This is a genomic window from Euzebya tangerina (assembly GCF_003074135.1).
Lineage (GTDB): Bacteria > Actinomycetota > Nitriliruptoria > Euzebyales > Euzebyaceae > Euzebya > Euzebya tangerina.
Map to the genome: position 1 here is coordinate 49,795 of NZ_PPDK01000001.1, position 16,125 is coordinate 65,919.

General features: G+C 68.3%; 13 protein-coding genes. 3 read left to right on the forward strand and 10 right to left on the reverse strand.

Going from position 1 to position 16,125, the window contains the following annotated elements:
- Positions 1–42: 42 nt before the first annotated feature.
- The 3 genes from C1746_RS00280 (at position 43) to C1746_RS00290 (ending at position 2,762) form a co-directional block, all read left to right on the forward strand.
- Entirely contained in the window at positions 43–1,104 is a 1,062-nt protein-coding gene (locus tag C1746_RS00280) for a YeiH family protein (protein ID WP_205711614.1), read from the forward strand.
- Between the two features lie 244 nt (positions 1,105–1,348).
- Entirely contained in the window at positions 1,349–2,557 is a 1,209-nt protein-coding gene (locus C1746_RS00285; protein WP_162867220.1) for an outer membrane protein assembly factor BamB family protein, read from the forward strand.
- A complete protein-coding gene (locus C1746_RS00290; RefSeq protein ID WP_116712722.1) occupies positions 2,529–2,762 on the forward strand; it encodes a PQQ-binding-like beta-propeller repeat protein in 234 nt (77 codons plus the stop codon). The genes C1746_RS00285 and C1746_RS00290 overlap by 29 nt, the downstream gene beginning before the upstream one ends.
- 61 nt (positions 2,763–2,823) lie before the next feature.
- Here C1746_RS00290 and C1746_RS00295 read toward each other — a convergent pair whose 3' ends face one another.
- From C1746_RS00295 to C1746_RS00340, 10 genes are read right to left on the reverse strand one after another with little or no spacing between them, the layout of a single operon-like run.
- Positions 2,824–4,608 (reverse strand): NADH-quinone oxidoreductase subunit N, encoded by a 1,785-nt coding sequence (locus C1746_RS00295; protein WP_116712723.1) that lies wholly within the window; start codon positions 4,606–4,608, stop codon positions 2,824–2,826.
- Positions 4,609–4,614: 6 nt separating this feature from the next.
- On the reverse strand, positions 4,615–6,123 hold the full coding sequence (locus C1746_RS00300; protein WP_205711615.1) for an NADH-quinone oxidoreductase subunit M: 1,509 nt from the start codon (positions 6,121–6,123) through the stop codon (positions 4,615–4,617).
- The gene (gene nuoL / locus C1746_RS00305; protein ID WP_116712725.1) at positions 6,120–8,117 is read right to left on the reverse strand and encodes an NADH-quinone oxidoreductase subunit L; all 1,998 of its coding nucleotides are present in this window, start codon (positions 8,115–8,117) and stop codon (positions 6,120–6,122) included. Before nuoL ends, C1746_RS00300 begins: the two co-directional genes overlap by 4 nt.
- Entirely contained in the window at positions 8,114–8,431 is a 318-nt protein-coding gene (gene nuoK, locus C1746_RS00310; RefSeq protein WP_205711616.1) for an NADH-quinone oxidoreductase subunit NuoK, read from the reverse strand. Before nuoK ends, nuoL begins: the two co-directional genes overlap by 4 nt.
- Complete coding sequence (locus C1746_RS00315; protein ID WP_116712726.1) at positions 8,428–9,294, reverse strand: NADH-quinone oxidoreductase subunit J; 867 nt, start codon at positions 9,292–9,294, stop codon at positions 8,428–8,430. Before C1746_RS00315 ends, nuoK begins: the two co-directional genes overlap by 4 nt.
- Entirely contained in the window at positions 9,291–9,944 is a 654-nt protein-coding gene (gene nuoI / locus C1746_RS22375; RefSeq protein WP_205711617.1) for an NADH-quinone oxidoreductase subunit NuoI, read from the reverse strand. Before nuoI ends, C1746_RS00315 begins: the two co-directional genes overlap by 4 nt.
- 9 nt (positions 9,945–9,953) lie before the next feature.
- Complete coding sequence (nuoH, locus tag C1746_RS00325) at positions 9,954–11,279, reverse strand: NADH-quinone oxidoreductase subunit NuoH (protein WP_116712727.1); 1,326 nt, start codon at positions 11,277–11,279, stop codon at positions 9,954–9,956.
- Positions 11,279–13,738: an NADH-quinone oxidoreductase subunit G gene (locus C1746_RS00330; protein WP_116712728.1), complete on the reverse strand. Its 2,460-nt coding sequence runs from the start codon at positions 13,736–13,738 to the stop codon at positions 11,279–11,281. Before C1746_RS00330 ends, nuoH begins: the two co-directional genes overlap by 1 nt.
- Entirely contained in the window at positions 13,731–15,074 is a 1,344-nt protein-coding gene (nuoF, locus tag C1746_RS00335; RefSeq protein WP_116712729.1) for an NADH-quinone oxidoreductase subunit NuoF, read from the reverse strand. Before nuoF ends, C1746_RS00330 begins: the two co-directional genes overlap by 8 nt.
- Positions 15,074–15,997: an NADH-quinone oxidoreductase subunit NuoE family protein gene (locus tag C1746_RS00340; RefSeq protein ID WP_205711618.1), complete on the reverse strand. Its 924-nt coding sequence runs from the start codon at positions 15,995–15,997 to the stop codon at positions 15,074–15,076. The genes nuoF and C1746_RS00340 overlap by 1 nt, the downstream gene beginning before the upstream one ends.
- Between the last annotated feature and the right edge of the window lie 128 nt (positions 15,998–16,125).

Genomic DNA, 16,125 nt, shown 5'->3' on the forward strand with positions numbered 1-16,125 from the left:
CCCGCACCGTCTGATCTCGCGCAACGTCCGATCGAGCACGCAGTGACCTCGACAGCCGACGTCGTGTCGGACCGACCCAGGTCGTCGGTCCGTCCGACCGGTCAGAAGGCCCCCAGCTCATCACTGCCGGGCCTGCTCCTGGTGGTGGGGCTGGCGGGCCTGGCCACCGTGCTGGCTGAGCTGAGCGATTCACTCTCCCCACTCGTCGTCGGGGTCGGGCTCGGGGCGCTGGTGTCCAACACCGTTGCCCTCCCGCAGACGACCGCACCGGGCATCGCGCTGGCATCGCGGCGGCTGCTGCGGATCGGGATCGTCCTGCTGGGCCTGCGCCTGTCGCTGAGCGACCTCGCCGAACTCGGCCCAGGTGGCCTCGGTGTGGTCGCCGTCGTCGTGACCGTCACGTTCACCGGTACACGGCTGCTGGCACGACGGCTGGGCATCCCACCAGATCTCGGTCTGCTGGTCGCGACGGGCTACTCGATCTGCGGCGCCTCGGCCATCGCGGCGGTGAACGGCGTCGTCCGGGCCGACGAGGACGAGAGTGCCTACGCAATCGCCCTGGTGACGCTGTGCGGCACCTTGTCGATCGTGGTGCTGCCGGTCCTCGGCGGCCCGATGGGATTCGTGGGCGAGACCTTCGGCACCTGGGTGGGCGGCGCGGTGCACGACGTCGGCCAGGTGGTGGCGACCGCTGCTGTGGCGGGAGACGAGGCGATTGCGGCGGCGACCGTGGTCAAGCTGTCACGAGTGGTGCTGCTCGCGCCGCTGGTCGCGGCCGTGGCCCTCTCCCGCCGGCGGGCCTCATCGGGGAGGGACGAGGCGACGGTCGAGTCCGCGAGCGCACAACCGCTGGTGCCGCTCTTCGTCGTCGGCTTCCTGGCGATGATCGCCGTCCGGACCTCCTCCGTGCTGCCGGTCGGTGTACTGGAGGCTGCTGCCCTGGCGGAGAAGCTGCTGCTGACCGCAGCTCTGGTGGCGCTCGGCATGGGCGTTCGTGTGGCGATGCTCCGCCGACTCGGCGGCCGCCCGCTCGTGCTGGGCCTGGCCGCCTGGGTCCTGGTCGCAGGGACGGCGGCGGTGGGAACGGCCGTCGTCGGCGTGTGAGCCGTACGAGGAGGCAGTTGGACGCACTTGTCCGAGGTTTACCAGAATCCGGTAAAGCTCGGACAACTTGGTAAACCTTCCTCGGCGAGGCGGCCGGACATCGTCGAAGGACCCGTATTGGAACTCCGGACGGCTTCGGGGCGTCGAAGTCCGTACGCGCAGATTGGCCCTGATCGTTGCCCTGTCCTGGGGACTCGTGGGGTGTACGTCTCCGGATGCTCCGCCACCGGACGTGTCCGGCAGGGTGGCCACGTCCAACGCCTCGACGGACTCGACGGAACCGACGGAGGATGACGGGCGGCGACCGGTCCTCCGCGCCGGCTGGGAGTTGCGCGAGGTGACGGCGGACGGGACCGAGGTTGCGTTGCGCGTCTCACATGGGGCCTGTGACGGGTACGTAGGGCCGGAGGTGGTCGAGGACGGTCCTGACGCCGTCGAGATCCGGATCGCCTACCAGCGACCGGTCGGCGTTCAGGAGTGCAGCGCCGAGGAACTCATCGAGCTGGAGACCGTGCGGCTGCCGACCCGGCTCGGGGACCGCGAGCTGCGCGGCTGCCGCAGCATGGGCAGCTGTCAACGTCCCGATGCCGAGGCGGAGTGGAACTCCAACCGCGGACTCGCCGTGACCGAGGGCGTCGTCGTCACCGTCGTCGATGACGGAATCCTCGGGCTGGACGAGCGCACGGGCGAGGAGATCTGGCGCGTCCCCCACGACCCCGCCGCCGGCACCTGGCTGGAGCAGCCGACCGCACTTGGCCAGGTCGTCCTGATTGTCGACCAAGTTGCCGCTGAGGGCGTCATCGCCCTCGACCCCGGCACCGGCGAGGAGCTGTGGCGGGCCAGCGGTCGCAACCCCTTCGCGGAGTTGTCCAGCCAGGTCACCGCCACCGGCTCGCTGGTCCTGCTGGCCCCGCGCGGAGGTGGCTCCGAGCCGCCGACAACGGGATCGGTGGAGGCGAGACGTCCTGACGGGTCCGTGGCCTGGTCGACCACCGTCGAGGGTCAGGTCTTCCAGACCTCTCTCAGCGACGGTCACGCGATCATCGTGTCCGGCCGGAGTCAGGACGGCCAGCAGCTGGGCTGGACGGTTCTCACCGCCCTCGATCCGCTGGACGGCACCACACGCTGGGAAGCCGTTCTTCCGGGTCAGCCCTTCGGTGTCGTCCCCCGGCCCGACGAGGACGTCCTGGTCGCCGATGTCCTGGGGGCCACCTATGGCCTGGAGCTCTCGACCGGGGAGGAGCTGTGGCGGCAGCTACCGCTCAACTACGGCGGGATCACCGATGTCGGCTCGGGGATCCTGCCTCCGCCCGGGCCGCTACGGCGACCCGTTCCTGCTGACAGACCCGCAGACCGGGGAACCGCAGGACGAGGTCCGTCGCAGCCAAGCGCTCATCGATCTCGACGTCCGACGCTTCGCCCGCTTGGACGACGATCTCTTCATCGCCCGTGAGGGGCAACTCCTCCGCCGGGACGTGACCGAGATCCCGTTGATCCAGCCGGACCCCGACCCGGTGTGGACGACCGACCTGTTCGCCTTGGCCGGCCCTCCCTCACTGGGCTCGGACGGACGGGTGGTCGTGCCCACGCCGCTGGGCGCACGAGCCTACGACAGCCAGTCCGGTCAGATGCTCTGGGCCTTCGCCGACACGCCCTGATCCCGCTGCGCTCGCGCCTGCAGCGCACAGGGGCACTGCAGGATGGCTGGCCGGCAGCCGGTCAGAGGCCGGCGAACGTCCCGGCCTGTTGCGCCAGGTTGACGAGTGCGCCCGGGGCGACGCCCAAGGCCACGGTCACGGCCGCCGCGACGCCAAGACCCAGCATCGCCGGCGCGGTCTGGCTCATGTCGGCGACCTGGCGGGACATCGCCGTCTCGTCCTCGACGAACATCGACGCCATGATCCGCAGGTAGAAGAACCCGGCGATCACGCTGGACACCACGGCCACCCCGACGAGGCCGAACTGGCCCGCCTCGACGCCGGAGCGGAAGACCGCGAACTTCGCCACGAACCCCGCGGTGCCGGGAATCCCCGCCAGTGAGATGAGGAAGAGCCCGAGTGCCATCGCGGGCGCCGGGTAGCGCCGCCCCAGACCGCGCAGGTCCTCCAGGGTCAGCGACTTCTTCACGCGCCGCTCGAACAGCGCGATCACGCCGAACGAGCCGATCGACATGAACGTGTAGATCAGCAGGTAGAGCAGCATCGCGCCGACGGCCTCACGGCCGACCTCGGGGTTGCCGCCGACCGTCCCGGGCGAGAGGGAGACCAACCCGATGGCGACGTACCCGGCGTGCGCGATGGCCGAGAAGGCCAGGATCCGCTTGACATCGGTCTGCACTACGGCGAGCACCGCACCACCGAGCATGGTGATGACCGCCATCCCCGTCACCACCGGCGCCCAGGTCAGCTGCAGCGGTGCCAGCGCGCCCACGAAGACGCGCATGAACGCCGCGAAGGCGGCAGCCTTCGTCGCTGCAGCCATGAAGCCGGTCACCGGCGTCGGGGCACCCTGATACACGTCCGGCGTCCAGAAGTGGAACGGCACCAGACCGGTCTTGAAGGCGAACCCGACCAGCATGAGCACCATCGCCGCGATCACGATGCCGGTCGGGGCATCCAGACCCGACAGCGCGACCCCCATCTCAGGGATGTTCGTCGATCCGGTGACGCCGTAGACCAGCGCGATGCCGTACAGCAGGATTGCCGAGGAGAAGGCGCCCAGCATGAAGTACTTGACCGCCGACTCCTGGGCGTTGAGGTCGCGCTTGGCGATCCCGCTCATCACGTACAGGGCCAGGGAGAGGATCTCCACGGCGATGAAGACCATGATGAGGTCGTTCGAGGACGCCAGCAGGGTCATGCCCGTCGCGGCGAAGAGCAGCAGCGGGTAGTACTCACCGCGGTGGATCTGTCGGTCTTCCATGTAGGCGAAGCCGATCGGGATCGAGATCATCCCGGCCAGGCAGATCGAGAACCGGCTGAACAGCGCCACGCCGTCAACGGCGACCATGCCGCCGAGCAGTGAGTCGGTCCCCACGAACAGCTGCGCCGGATCGACCGCCGACGCCAACTGGCCGTCGTAGACCGTCCACTGCCAGATGGTCACGCCGAGACCCGCAGCGAACCCGATGAACGTCAGCAGGGCCCCGAGGGTCTTGGGGCGGTCCCTCCAGATCGCGGTGAGCACGAACTGCAAGACCGCGCCGAGGGCAATGAGCCCAGAGAGCACCGGCACCTGCGAATCCACATCACCGGCGTTCTGCCACAGCGCCACGCCGCAGCAGGCGAGGATCACGACACCGGCGACGAACGAGACCTGCAGGCGGCCGGCGTGCGGCCGGTCAGAGCCGACCGTCTTGCCCGATCCGGCCGTGTCGATCAGCAGGACCAAGATGCCGACGCCGAACAGGACCAGTTCCGGCGACAGCGCGGCCCAGGGGAAGTCGGGGACCACGAACTGACCTGGCGCCTGAGCCAGCACGAGTGGTGAAGCGAGGGTGATCAACGGTTCCTACTCCGAGTCCGACACGGTGGCGTTCTGCGCGGCTGCGAGGTCGGCGTCGACCTGCTGCAGCACCGCCTCGACGGATGGGGTGACGCGGTCGTACAGGGGCTTGGGGTACAGGCCGATGACGAGCATGAGGACCAGCAGCGGGGCGACGACGGCGATCTCACGGGCGTTCAGGTCGGTCATCGTCTCGGCGTGACCGCCGACCGGACCGTGGAACATGCGTTGGTAGGCCCACAGCAGGTACAGCGCAGCCAGGATGACGCCGAACGCGGCGGTGACGCCGGCCCACGGAACGGTCTGGTAGGTCCCGATGAGGATCGGGAACTCCCCGACGAAGCCGTTCAGGCCCGGCAGGGCGATGGAGGACATCACGGCCATCAGGAACAGCCCCCCGAAGATCGGTGTGGCCTTCATCAGCCCCGAGTAGTCGGCGATCGCCCGGCTGTGCGTGCGGTCGTACATGAAGCCGATCAGCAGGAACAGGCAGCCGGTGGTCAGCCCGTGGTTGACCATCTGGACCACGGCGCCGCTGGCCGCGGTCGGCTGGAGCGCGAAGATGCCGATGGCGATGAATCCGAGGTGGGCCACCGAGGAGTACGCCACCAGGCGCTTCACATCGGACTGGACCATGGCGACCATCGCGCCGTACAGCACGCCGATGACCCCGAGCGCCAGGATCGGGCCCGCGTACAGATCGGCCGCCTCCGGGAACAAGGGCAGGTTGAACCGCAGGAAGCCGTACCCACCGATCTTCAGCATCACCGCGGCCAGCACCACCGAGCCGACGGTGGGTGCCTCCGTGTGGGCGTCCGGCAGCCAGGTGTGCAGCGGGAACAGCGGCAGCTTGATCGCAAAGGCCACGAAGAAGGCCCAGAACAGCCAGATCTGCTCGGTCCTCGACAGGTCGGTCTGCAGCAGCGTGGTGTAGTCGAACGAGCCGCCGGCCTTGAAGCTGAGGTACAGGATCGCGATGAGCATCAGCAGCCCACCGACCAGCGTGTACAGGAAGAACTTGATCGAGGCGTACCGACGGTTCTTGCCGCCCCACACGCCGATCAGGGCGTACATCGGGACCAGCATGATCTCGAAGAAGACGTAGAACAGCAGCAGGTCCAGCCCGAGGAACACGCCGATCAGCGCCGACTGCAGCGTCATCAGCGAGACGAAGAACCCCTTGGCCCGCTCCACCTGCTCCCAGGAGGCCAGGATGACCAGGGGGAAGATGAACGAGGTCAGGATCACCAGGAACAGGCTGATCCCGTCCACGCCGAGGGAGTACGAAACGCCCCACTCCGGGATCCACTCGATGGTCTCGGTGAGCTGGAAGCCGGCACTGGCGTCGGTCTCGCTGATCAGGTTCAGGCTGAAGATGAACGTGAAGATCGTCCCACCGAGTGCGATCGCGCGCAGCGCCGCTCGGTCGGTCGGCTTGACGAAGGCCAGTAGCAGCGCCGTGACCGCCGGGATGGCGATGGTGATCGACAGCAGGGGTAGGTCACCGAACATCATGCACCTCCCCCGACGACGTCGGGGCCGAGGAAGGCCGCCGCGACCAGGATGCCGAGGAACACCGTCCCGGCCAGGATCCCCAGCGCGTAGGACCGGACGTACCCGGTCTGCGTTCGTCGGAGGCCGCCGGCAAGACGGCGGGTGAGGCCAGCCGAGCCGTTGACGATGCCGTCGATCCCGCCCTTGTCGGCCCGGGCGAAGCCGGTTGCCAGCGCCCCACCGAGCTTGACGGTGAAGAACTCATAGAAGGCGTCCACGTAGAACTTGTTGCGGGCGATGCCTGCCATTCCGGCGCCCGTTCCGACGGTCTTCATGTCCACAGCGCGGTACATCAGCACGCCCAGGCCGACACCGAGTACCGCCGCGGCGATGGCGGTCGGCAGGATCACGCCCTTGGGGATCCACGTCTCGACCCGCTCGAAGGCGACCACGATGCCGCCGAACCAGCCGTGCAGCCAGCCGTCCTCCGGCGAGGTGTTCAGCAGCCCACCGGCAGCTGATGCCACGGCCAGGATGCCCAGTGGCAGGGTCATCGAGAGCGGGGACTCGTGGGGGTGGACATCACGGGTCGGGGAGTCAGGCGACGCGGCGTCACCCCAGCGCTTGTCGCCGAGGAAGATCAGCACGAACCAGCGGGTCATGTAGAAGGCCGTCATGGCGGCCACGATGATCCCGAGGATCCAGATGAGCTCGCCCCCCACCGTCTGCGCACTTGCCGCCAGGATCTCCTCCTTGGAGAAGAAGCCCGAGGAGTAGGGGAACCCGACGATGGCCAGCACCGCGATCAGCGATGTGGTCGCCGTGATGGGCATCTTCCCGTAGAGGCCACCCATGTTGCGGATGTCGGTGTGGTCGGCCATGGCATGCATCACCGACCCAGCGGCCAGGAACAGCAGCGCCTTGAAGAAGCCGTGCGTCAGCAGGTGGAACACGGCAGCGGTGTAGTCGCCGACGCCGACGCCGATGAACATGTACCCGAGTTGCGAGACCGTCGAGTAGGCCAGGATCTTCTTCAGGTCGACCTGCGCGCAGGCGATTGCGGCAGACACGAACGCCGTGATCCCGCCGATCCACGCGACCAGCAGGCCGATGTCGGGAATCTCGGTGAAGATGGGCGAGGTGCGGGCGATCAGGTACACGCCGGCCGTGACCATTGTGGCGGCATGGATCAGGGCTGAGACCGGAGTCGGACCGGCCATGGCGTCGGGGAGCCAGACGTAGAGGGGGATCTGCGCGCTCTTGCCGGTGGCACCGACGAAGAGCAGCAACCCGATGGCGATCAGCGTGCCCGTCGTTGCGGTGGCAGCGGCCGGCAGGACCTCGTCGAACTCGAGCGAGCCGAACGTCGCGAAGATGATGAACATCGCGACCATGAACCCGACATCACCGATGCGGTTGGTGACGAAGGCCTTCTTCGCCGCCGCGGCGTACTCCTTCTTCTCGAACCAGAACCCGATCAGGAGGTAGGAGGACAGGCCGACCAGCTCCCACCCGACGAACAGGGTCAGGAACGACGAGCCGAGGACCAGGACCAGCATCGAGGCGGCGAACAGGTTCAGGTAGGCGAAGAACCGCTCGTACCGGGGGTCATGGTCCATGTACCCCAGGGAGTAGATGTGGATCAACAGGCCCACGCCGGTGACGAGCAGCAGCATCATCGCCGAGAGCGGGTCGACCAGCAGGGACCAACTGACCGTGAACCCGGAGATGTCCAGCCAGGGCAGCACCTCGACGACGAACTGCCGGTGATCGGAGGGTTCGCCCTGCAGGAAGAGGAAGATCAGGACCGAGAGGGTCAGCGAGAAGCCGATGCCCCCGATGGCCAGAGCCGCGGAGAGCCGCCCCAGCCGCTTGCCGAAGATCAACAGGATCCCGGCCATGACCGCGGGGACGACCGGGATCAGCCAGGCCAGGTCGACAACGGACCCTGCTGCCGCCTCGGAGACGGCGGAGAAAGGCTCGGCGCTCTCTGCGGCCAGGAGGAGGGCGCTCACAGCCTCAACCGATCAGCGTCGTCGGCGTCGATGGACGCGCGGAGTCGGAAGAGGTTGACGATCAGCGCCAGGCCGACGGTGACCTCGGCGGCCGCCACCACCATGACGAAGAAGCTCAGGACCTGGCCATCCAGGTTCCCGTTGATGCGGCTGAACGCGACCAAGGTCAGGTTGACGGAGTTCAGCATCAACTCGATGCACATGAAGATGACGATCATGTTCCGGCGGATCAGCACGCCGACGACGCCGATGGAGAACAATGCGGCCGCGAGCAGCAGGTAGTACCCCGCAGGGATGCCGGCTTCGGGACTCATGCCTGGTCCCCATCCGTGCCCCTGGATTCGTCATCGGAGGTGTCGTCATCGGAGGTGTCGTCATCCCGGGTTGCCGGTCCATCTGCGGGCGCGGAGGTGCCCGCTCCCGGGCCGTTGGCACTCTCTGCTGACTCCGCGAGCTCGGGGGCCGCCGGAACCATGACCAACTCGTAGGGCTCACCCGGCGGATCCGCCTCGCCGCTGTCGACCAGCTCGGAGAGCTTGTCCGTCCGCTTGCCGAGGACCATCGCACCGATGGCGGCGACGACCAGCAGGACGCTGGTCACTTCGAACGCCCAGACGTAGTCGCCGAACAGCAGCCGACCGATCTGGGCGACGTTGCCGCCGGTCTCGTCGGCGTTCTGGGCCTCGAGACCGGTGCAGGGCCGGGCGTCCGAGCCCTGCTCGGCGATCGCGGTCGTCACCGCCTCGGAGGTGTTGCAGGCCGAGTCGGTCCCCATGAAAGGACCGGCGACCGACACCGTGAGCGCCGCGAACAGCACCACACCCAGCGTGATGCCGGCCACGCGTTGGCCGCGCACCTTGCCGGGACCCGCCTCGGCCTCGCGGTCGACGCCCAGCAGCATCAGGACGAAGAGGAACAGGATCATGATCGCGCCCGCGTAGACGATCACCTGGATCGTGGCCAGGAACTGGCCCTGCAGGACGGCGTAGAGCAGCGCGAAGGTGAAGAAGTTGATCACCAACATCAGCGCCGCGTGCACGGGGTTCTTCAGGATCACCACGGAGATGGCAGCGGCCAGCGAGATCGGCGCGATGATCCAGAAGACCCAGAACTCGGCTGACCCGGACGCCGCGGTCACCTCAGCGGCGACCTCCTGCGCCAGGAGCAGTGCGCTCACGCGACGACCTCACCGTCGTCATCGAGGCCGTCGTCCGGCTTGGTCGCGGGATTGGCCGGGACCTGTGCCGCCGCCAGATGCCCGTCCACACCCTTGGTCCGGCGAGGATCCGAGGCGTACGCCTGCGCCTTGCTGACGAGTGGCAGCTGTCCGGCGAAGTTGTCCTCGTAGTACTCCAGTCCGCGTGCGGCGACGTCAGCGTCGGTGTGTGGTGTCTCCTGGGCACCCTCGGGCAGCGGGGCGAGCAACTGGTCCTTGGTGAAGATCAATGATTCCCGGGTGTCATCCGCGATCTCGTAGTCGTTGCTCATCGTGAGGGCGCGGGTCGGGCAGGCCTCGATGCACAGGCCGCAGAAGATGCAGCGGAGGTAGTTGATCTGGTAGTCGACGCCGTACCGCTCGCCCGGTGAGTAGCGCGCATCGGGCGTGTTGTCCGCCCCGCGGACGAAGATCGCGTCGGCCGGGCAGGCCCACGCACAGAGCTCGCAGCCGACGCACTTCTCCAGGCCGTCCTCGTGCCGGTTCAGGACGTGACGGCCGTGGAAGCGCGGCTGGGTCGGTCGCTTGACCTCCGGATACTGCGTCGTGACCGCAGGCCGGAACATGGTCTTGAACGTCAGGCCGAAGCCCTTGCTGAGTGCTTGGAACATGAAGAGGTCCTACTCGGCTCCGGCGCCGACCGGTTCGGGTTCGGCATCAGGGGCGTCGCCGCCGCCGTCGCTGTCACCGATCTGGTCGTCGGAGTCGTCACCGGGGCTACCCGGATCGTCGTCGAGAGTTGAGGTGGCGTCGTCACGGTCGGCGAAGAGTGGCGCCACCACGGAGATGAGGAAGAGCACGCCGAGGATGACCGCGCCCCAGGTCAGGAGGGTCTGGGGGGCGCCCTCGTTCCCGCGGGCGTAGGTGCGGATGACCACCGCGAACCCGGTGAGGAAGACCCAGACGATGCCGAGGGGGAGCATGACCCTCCAGCCGAGGTCCATCAACCGGTCGTAGCGCATCCTCGGGAGCGTGGCGCGCAGCCAGATGAAGATGAAGATGAAGATGAAGACCTTGGCGAGGAAGTACCCCACGGGCAGGACGATCTGACCGATCGTGGCCACGACGCCGTCGCCGCTGGGGACCGGTCCTGAGGGACCGCCCAGGAACATGGTCACGACCAACGCGCTCATCGTGATCACGTTCATGAACTCGGCCAGGAAGAACATCGCGAACTTCGCGCCCGAGTACTCCGTGTGGAAGCCGGCCACCAGCTCACCCTCGGCCTCCGGGAGGTCGAAGGGTGGTCGCTGTGTCTCGGCGACGGCGGCGATGAAGAACAGCAGGAACGCGGGGAACATCGGCACGATGTTCCAAGCCGGGATCGCGGAGATGACCGGGATCGAGTCGCTGATCAGCCCGCCGGCCTGCTGGGCGACGATGTCACTGGCACGGAGTGACCCGGTGTAGATGAAGACGGCTGCTGCGCCGAGCCCCATCGCCAGCTCGTAGGAGATCATCTGAGCGGAGGATCGAACCCCACCGAGCAGCGGGTACTTCGAGCCGGAGGACCAGCCGGCGAGCACGATCCCGTACACCCCGATCGCGCCGGTGGCCAGTGGCCAGAGCAGTCCGATCTGGGGATCCCAGATCTGCAGGGTGATCTCGCGATCAGCCAGGGTGAACGTGCCACCGAAGGGCACCACCGCAAAGGTGACCATGGCGATGATGGCGCTGACCAGGGGTGCGGCGAAGTAGACGACCTTGTCGGCGGCCTTGGGTGTGATGTCCTCCTTGAAGAAGAACTTCGCTCCGTCGGCGAGGGTCTGGAGGATCCCGAAGGGTCCCAGTCGGTTCGGGCCGATCCGTGACTGCATCTTCGACACCAGGCGGCGCTCGCCCCAGATGAGCAGCGCGGTGCTGATCAGGAACAGCGCCCAGCCGGCGACGACGACGAGGAGGATGACGAGGAAGTCGACCCAGTCGCCCAGCTCAGCGATCGGCATCAGCTGTCCTCTCCGTCGGCAGTGTCATCGGAGCCTCCGGCGGCATCATCGCCGGACTCGCCCGCAGATTCCACTGCGGCGACCGCCACGAAGCGGTGCCCCCCACCCAGCTCACGCCGAGCGAGCTTGGGCACCACCACCGTGCCGGGGGCCACAGCAGGCGTGATCCGGCACTGCAGCTCGAGCGTCCCGGCCGCGCCGGTCACACTGACGACACCGCCGTCGGTGAGGTCTCCCGCATCGGCGGCGTTGACCCAGACCTGATGCGGTGGAGCGGACTCGAGCAGCTCCTTGGCGTCGGTGAGCATCGTGCCACCCTCGAGCAGCATCGGGAGGACCGAGACGGCCAGCGACCGGTCCTCGCTGCGCTCGTCCGTGGGGGGCGATGAGGCCGTGGCCTGGGACGGTCCCCGCTCATCGGTGGCGGCCATCAGCGGTGCGGCCTCGCGCCGCACGTCGTTGGCCGTCTCCCAGCCCAGGTCGGGAGTGCCGTCGTCCAGGGCGTGCAACGCCCGGGAGACCTGTCGCAGGATGTCCCAGTCCTGCAGGGTGTGTCCGACAGCGCCCGTTGACTGGGGCCAGGCCTGTCGGCGGCCCTCCCAGTTGGTGAACGAGCCGACGCGCTCCGGGGGTGCGGTTGCAGGGAAGACGATGTCGGAGAGGCGGACGGTCTCGGTCGGCAGCAGGTCACTGGCGATCACCGTCGGCACTTTCCGCAGTGCCTGGCGACCGAGTTCTGGGTGGTCGAAGTCCGATGCCGGGTCGACCCCGATCAGCCACAGCACGTCGATCTCGCCGTTCGCTGCAGCGCTGAGGGTGCTGCCGGCGTCCATGCCGGGCTCCTCCGGCAGCCGCGTCCAGGCGCTTGCAACCGGACCGGGCGCCTCCAGTGGCCGCCCCCCGGGCAGTGATCCCGGCAGCAGGCCGGCCTCCACGGCACCGCGCGCACCCGGCTTCCGTGGCACCCATGCGAAGCCCGCGCCGACGGTGTCGGCCAGTGCCCGGGCTGCGGGCAGCGCGCCGTCGGAGGCGGCCAGTCGCTCGCCGGCCAGCACGACGGAGTGGTGGTCGAGCACGCCGGTGATCGGCGCCAGGGCGTCCACCGAGCCATCAGCCAGCGCCTCCAGCGCCGCAGCCTCCCCACCGACCTCGGTGGGCAGCCACTGCCAGGCGATCTCCTCGAGGCGGCCCATGACCGGGCCCACGACCACGATCTTCAGGCCACGGTCGCGCCACGCCTTGCGGAGCCGCAGGAAGAGCAGCGGCAGCTCCTCGTGCGGCTCGAGCCCGACGATCACGACCGCGGACGCGTCCTCGATGCGCTCGTTGGTGACCGCCGTCTCGCCGGCGATGGCGGGGAGGACCGCGAGGTCGTCGGCGTGTGGGGCGACCCGGAAGTCGACGTTGTCGGTGCCGATGACGTCACGGGCGAAGCGACTGACCGCGTAGGCGTCCTCGTCGGTCAGCCGTCCCCCGGTCAGGATCCCGACGCGCGTGGGGTCGACGCCATGCAGCGCCTCGGCCGCGGCGTCGATTGCGGCTACCCACGAGGTGGGCTGCAGCGAGCCCGAGTCGCCGCGGACCAGCGGTGTCGTCAGCCGCTCGGGTGAGGCGACGAACTCGTAGCCGTACCGGTTCTTGTCGTCCAGCCACGCGTCGTTGACGGCCAGGTTCGTCCGAGCCAGGGTGCGCTGGATGACGCCGCGTCGGACGTCGTGCCGGACGTTCGCGCCGGAGGCATCGTGGAAGGCGATGCCGGGTATGCGCTTGATGTCGAAGGGTCGGGCGCCGAAGCGGTAGGAGTTCGAGGTGAGCGCACCGACCGGGCAGATCTGGACGACGTTGCCGGCGAAATAGGACTCGTAGGGCTGATCGCCGTAGATCGACACCTGCTCCAGCGCGCCGCGCTCGAAGAGCTCGATGAACGGGTCGCCGGAGATCTGCTTGGAGAACCGGGTGCAGCGGGCGCACAGCACGCAACGCTCGCGGTCCAGGGCGATCTGGGCGTTGATCGGCAGGGCCTTGGTGAAGACGCGCTTCTTCTCATACATCCGGGAGTCGCCGCGACCGTGGGCCAGCGCCTGGTCCTGCAGCGGGCACTCGCCACCCTTGTCGCACTGCGGGCAGTCGAGGGGGTGGTTGACCAGCAGGAGCTCCATCTGGGACTCCTGGTACTCCCGGGCCAACTCGCTGGTCTCCTGGGTGCGGATGACCATGTCGGGCCGTACGCGCTCGGAGCAGGCCGGCGTGGGCTTGCGGGCACCCTCGACATCGACCAGGCACTGGCGGCACGCGGCGACCGGGTCGAGCAGGGGGTGGTCGCAGAAGCGGGGGATGGTGACGCCGATCTGCTCGGCGGCACGGATCACCAGCGTCCCGGGCTCGACCTCCATGGCGACCCCGTCGATGGTGATCGGGATCAGCTCGGGCTTGGTGTCCTCAGACGCCGTGTCAGACATGGCCGACTCCGACCATCATCTTGGGCCGGTTGCTCTGCGCGTTGTCGGTGATGGCGCCGGCGTGCGGCGTGATGTGGTCGGGCAGTCGACCGCGCTGGATCAGGTACTCGTACTCGTCACGGAAGTACTTGATCGAGGACTTGACCGGGGACGTCGCCCCATCCGCAAGCGCGCAGAAGGAGCGCCCGAAGATGTTGTCGGCCAGTTCATCCAGCGTGTCGATGTCCTCCGGGCGACCCCGGCCGTCGAGCATCCGCTCGAGGATCTGACCCACCCAGAAGTTGCCCTCCCGGCAGGGCGTGCACTTTCCGCAGGACTCGTGCTCGTAGAAGCGGATCCAGTTGAGCGTGGCCTCGACCACCGAGGTCTTGTCGGAGTACATCATCATCGCGCCGGTCCCCATGAGGGAGCCGGCCTCGGCGATGGAGTCGAAGTCCATCGGGATGTCGAAGTGCTCGTCGGTCAGCAGGGGGGTCGACGATCCGCCGGGCGCCCAGAACTTGAGGTTGCGGCCGGGCAACATGCCGCCGCAGGCCTCCTCGACGATCTCGCGGCACGAGGTGCCCATCGGGAACTCGTAGTTGCCGGGCCGGGCCACCTCGCCGGACACGCAGAACAGCTTGGTGCCCGGTGAGCGCTCGGGGCCCCACTGCTTCCACCAGTTGGCGCCGTGCTCGATGATGTGACCGGCGGCGGCGATGGACTCCACGTTGTTGATGACCGTGGGGCAGGCGTAGAGGCCGGCGACGGCGGGAAAGGGCGGGCGGAGGCGTGGTTGGCCGCGACGGCCCTCCAGTGCCTCCAGCAGCGCAGTCTCCTCACCGCAGATGTAGGCACCGGAGCCGTAGTGCAGCGTGATGTGGTGGCTGAACCCGGAGCCCTGGATGTCCTCACCCAGGTAGTTGTTCGCGTACGCCTCAGCGAGGGCCTCCTCCAGCCGGATGCCGGGGAAGAGGTACTCGCCGCGGATGAAGATGAAGGAGCGGGGGGAGTTCAGGGCATACGCCGAGCAGATGATCCCCTCGATGAGTTGGAACGGGTCGCGCTCCATGAGCTCTCGGTCCTTGAAGGTGCCGGGCTCGGACTCGTCGGCGTTGACGACCAGGTAGACGGGCTTGCCGGTGTCCTGCGGCACGAAGCTCCACTTCAGGCCGGTCGGGAAGCCTGCGCCACCGCGACCTCGGAGCCCGGAGTCCTTCACGACCTCACGCAGGACGGCGGGGTCCTGGGCGAAGGCGCGCTTCATCGCCTTCCAGCCGTCCAGCCGGGTGTAGCCCTCAAGCGTGTGGGCATCCGGCTCGTCGTAGCGCTTGGACAGCACCTTGACCTGTGGCATCAGCTTGCTCCTTCGCTGTCGGCCTCGCCCGGTGGCTCCTCGCGAGGATCCGCGTCGTCGTCGGTGTCGGCCTCGGCTCCCTGGACGCCGGGATCGGCGTCGCTGGGCGCTGCCTCCTCCGCGATCTCGTCCGGCTGACCACCGGCTGCCGCCACGGCGTCCTCGGTCTGCTCCTCCGCCTCGGCGCTGGACCCTGCCGCGCCGGGGATCGGCTCCTCGGTGATCGGGACGTTCTTGGCGGGCGGGGGTACCTCATCAGGGCGAGCGGCGGCCCCGTCCGCGGTGGGATCCGCCCCGTTGGTCCCGAAGCTGATGATGCCGACACCACCGGCTCCGACGCCGGCCTCGGGCTGGGGCACGGCTCCGTGCTCGGCCGTGGCCAGGCCCAGTCGCTGGCCGGGACCGTCGGGGTCGATCGGACCGATTGCGGCCAGCCGGTGCGAGGCCTCGCGGACGCCGGGCGGGATCATGCCGCGGGTGGGCTCCGCCGGGTTTCCCTCCCGGAGACCCTCCACCAGGGAGATGGCGGCGTCGGGCTCGACCATCTCGTAGTTGATGTAGTCGACGCTGATCAGCGGGGCGCCCTCGCAGTTGCCCAGGCACTCGGCGTGCTCCAGCGTGATGGTCCCGTCCTGGGTGGTCTCGTTGTGGCCGACGCCGAGGTGGTCGCTGACCCGGTCGTAGACCTCCTTGCCGCCTCGGACGGCGCAGGAGAAGTTGGTGCAGATGCTGACCAGGTGGCGGCCCATCGGCTCGCGCTTGTACATCGTGTAGAAGGTCGAGACTGCGGCCACCTCGGCCTTGGTCAGGTCCAGCAGTTCGGCGCACTCCGCGATCCCGTCATCACTGACGTAGCCGTCCTGGTACTGCACCAGGTGGAGCAGCGGCAGCAGAGCGCTGCGCTTGACCGGGTAGCGCGCCACCAGGCCTTCGGCTTTGGATCGATTCTCTGGTGAGAACACAGTCGGGAGGGGCCTTTCGGTGTGGTCTCGGGACGACGGGCGGCGCAGGCCCGCAGGTTATCAGCGGAGGGGTCGCTTTGTGATCGGGC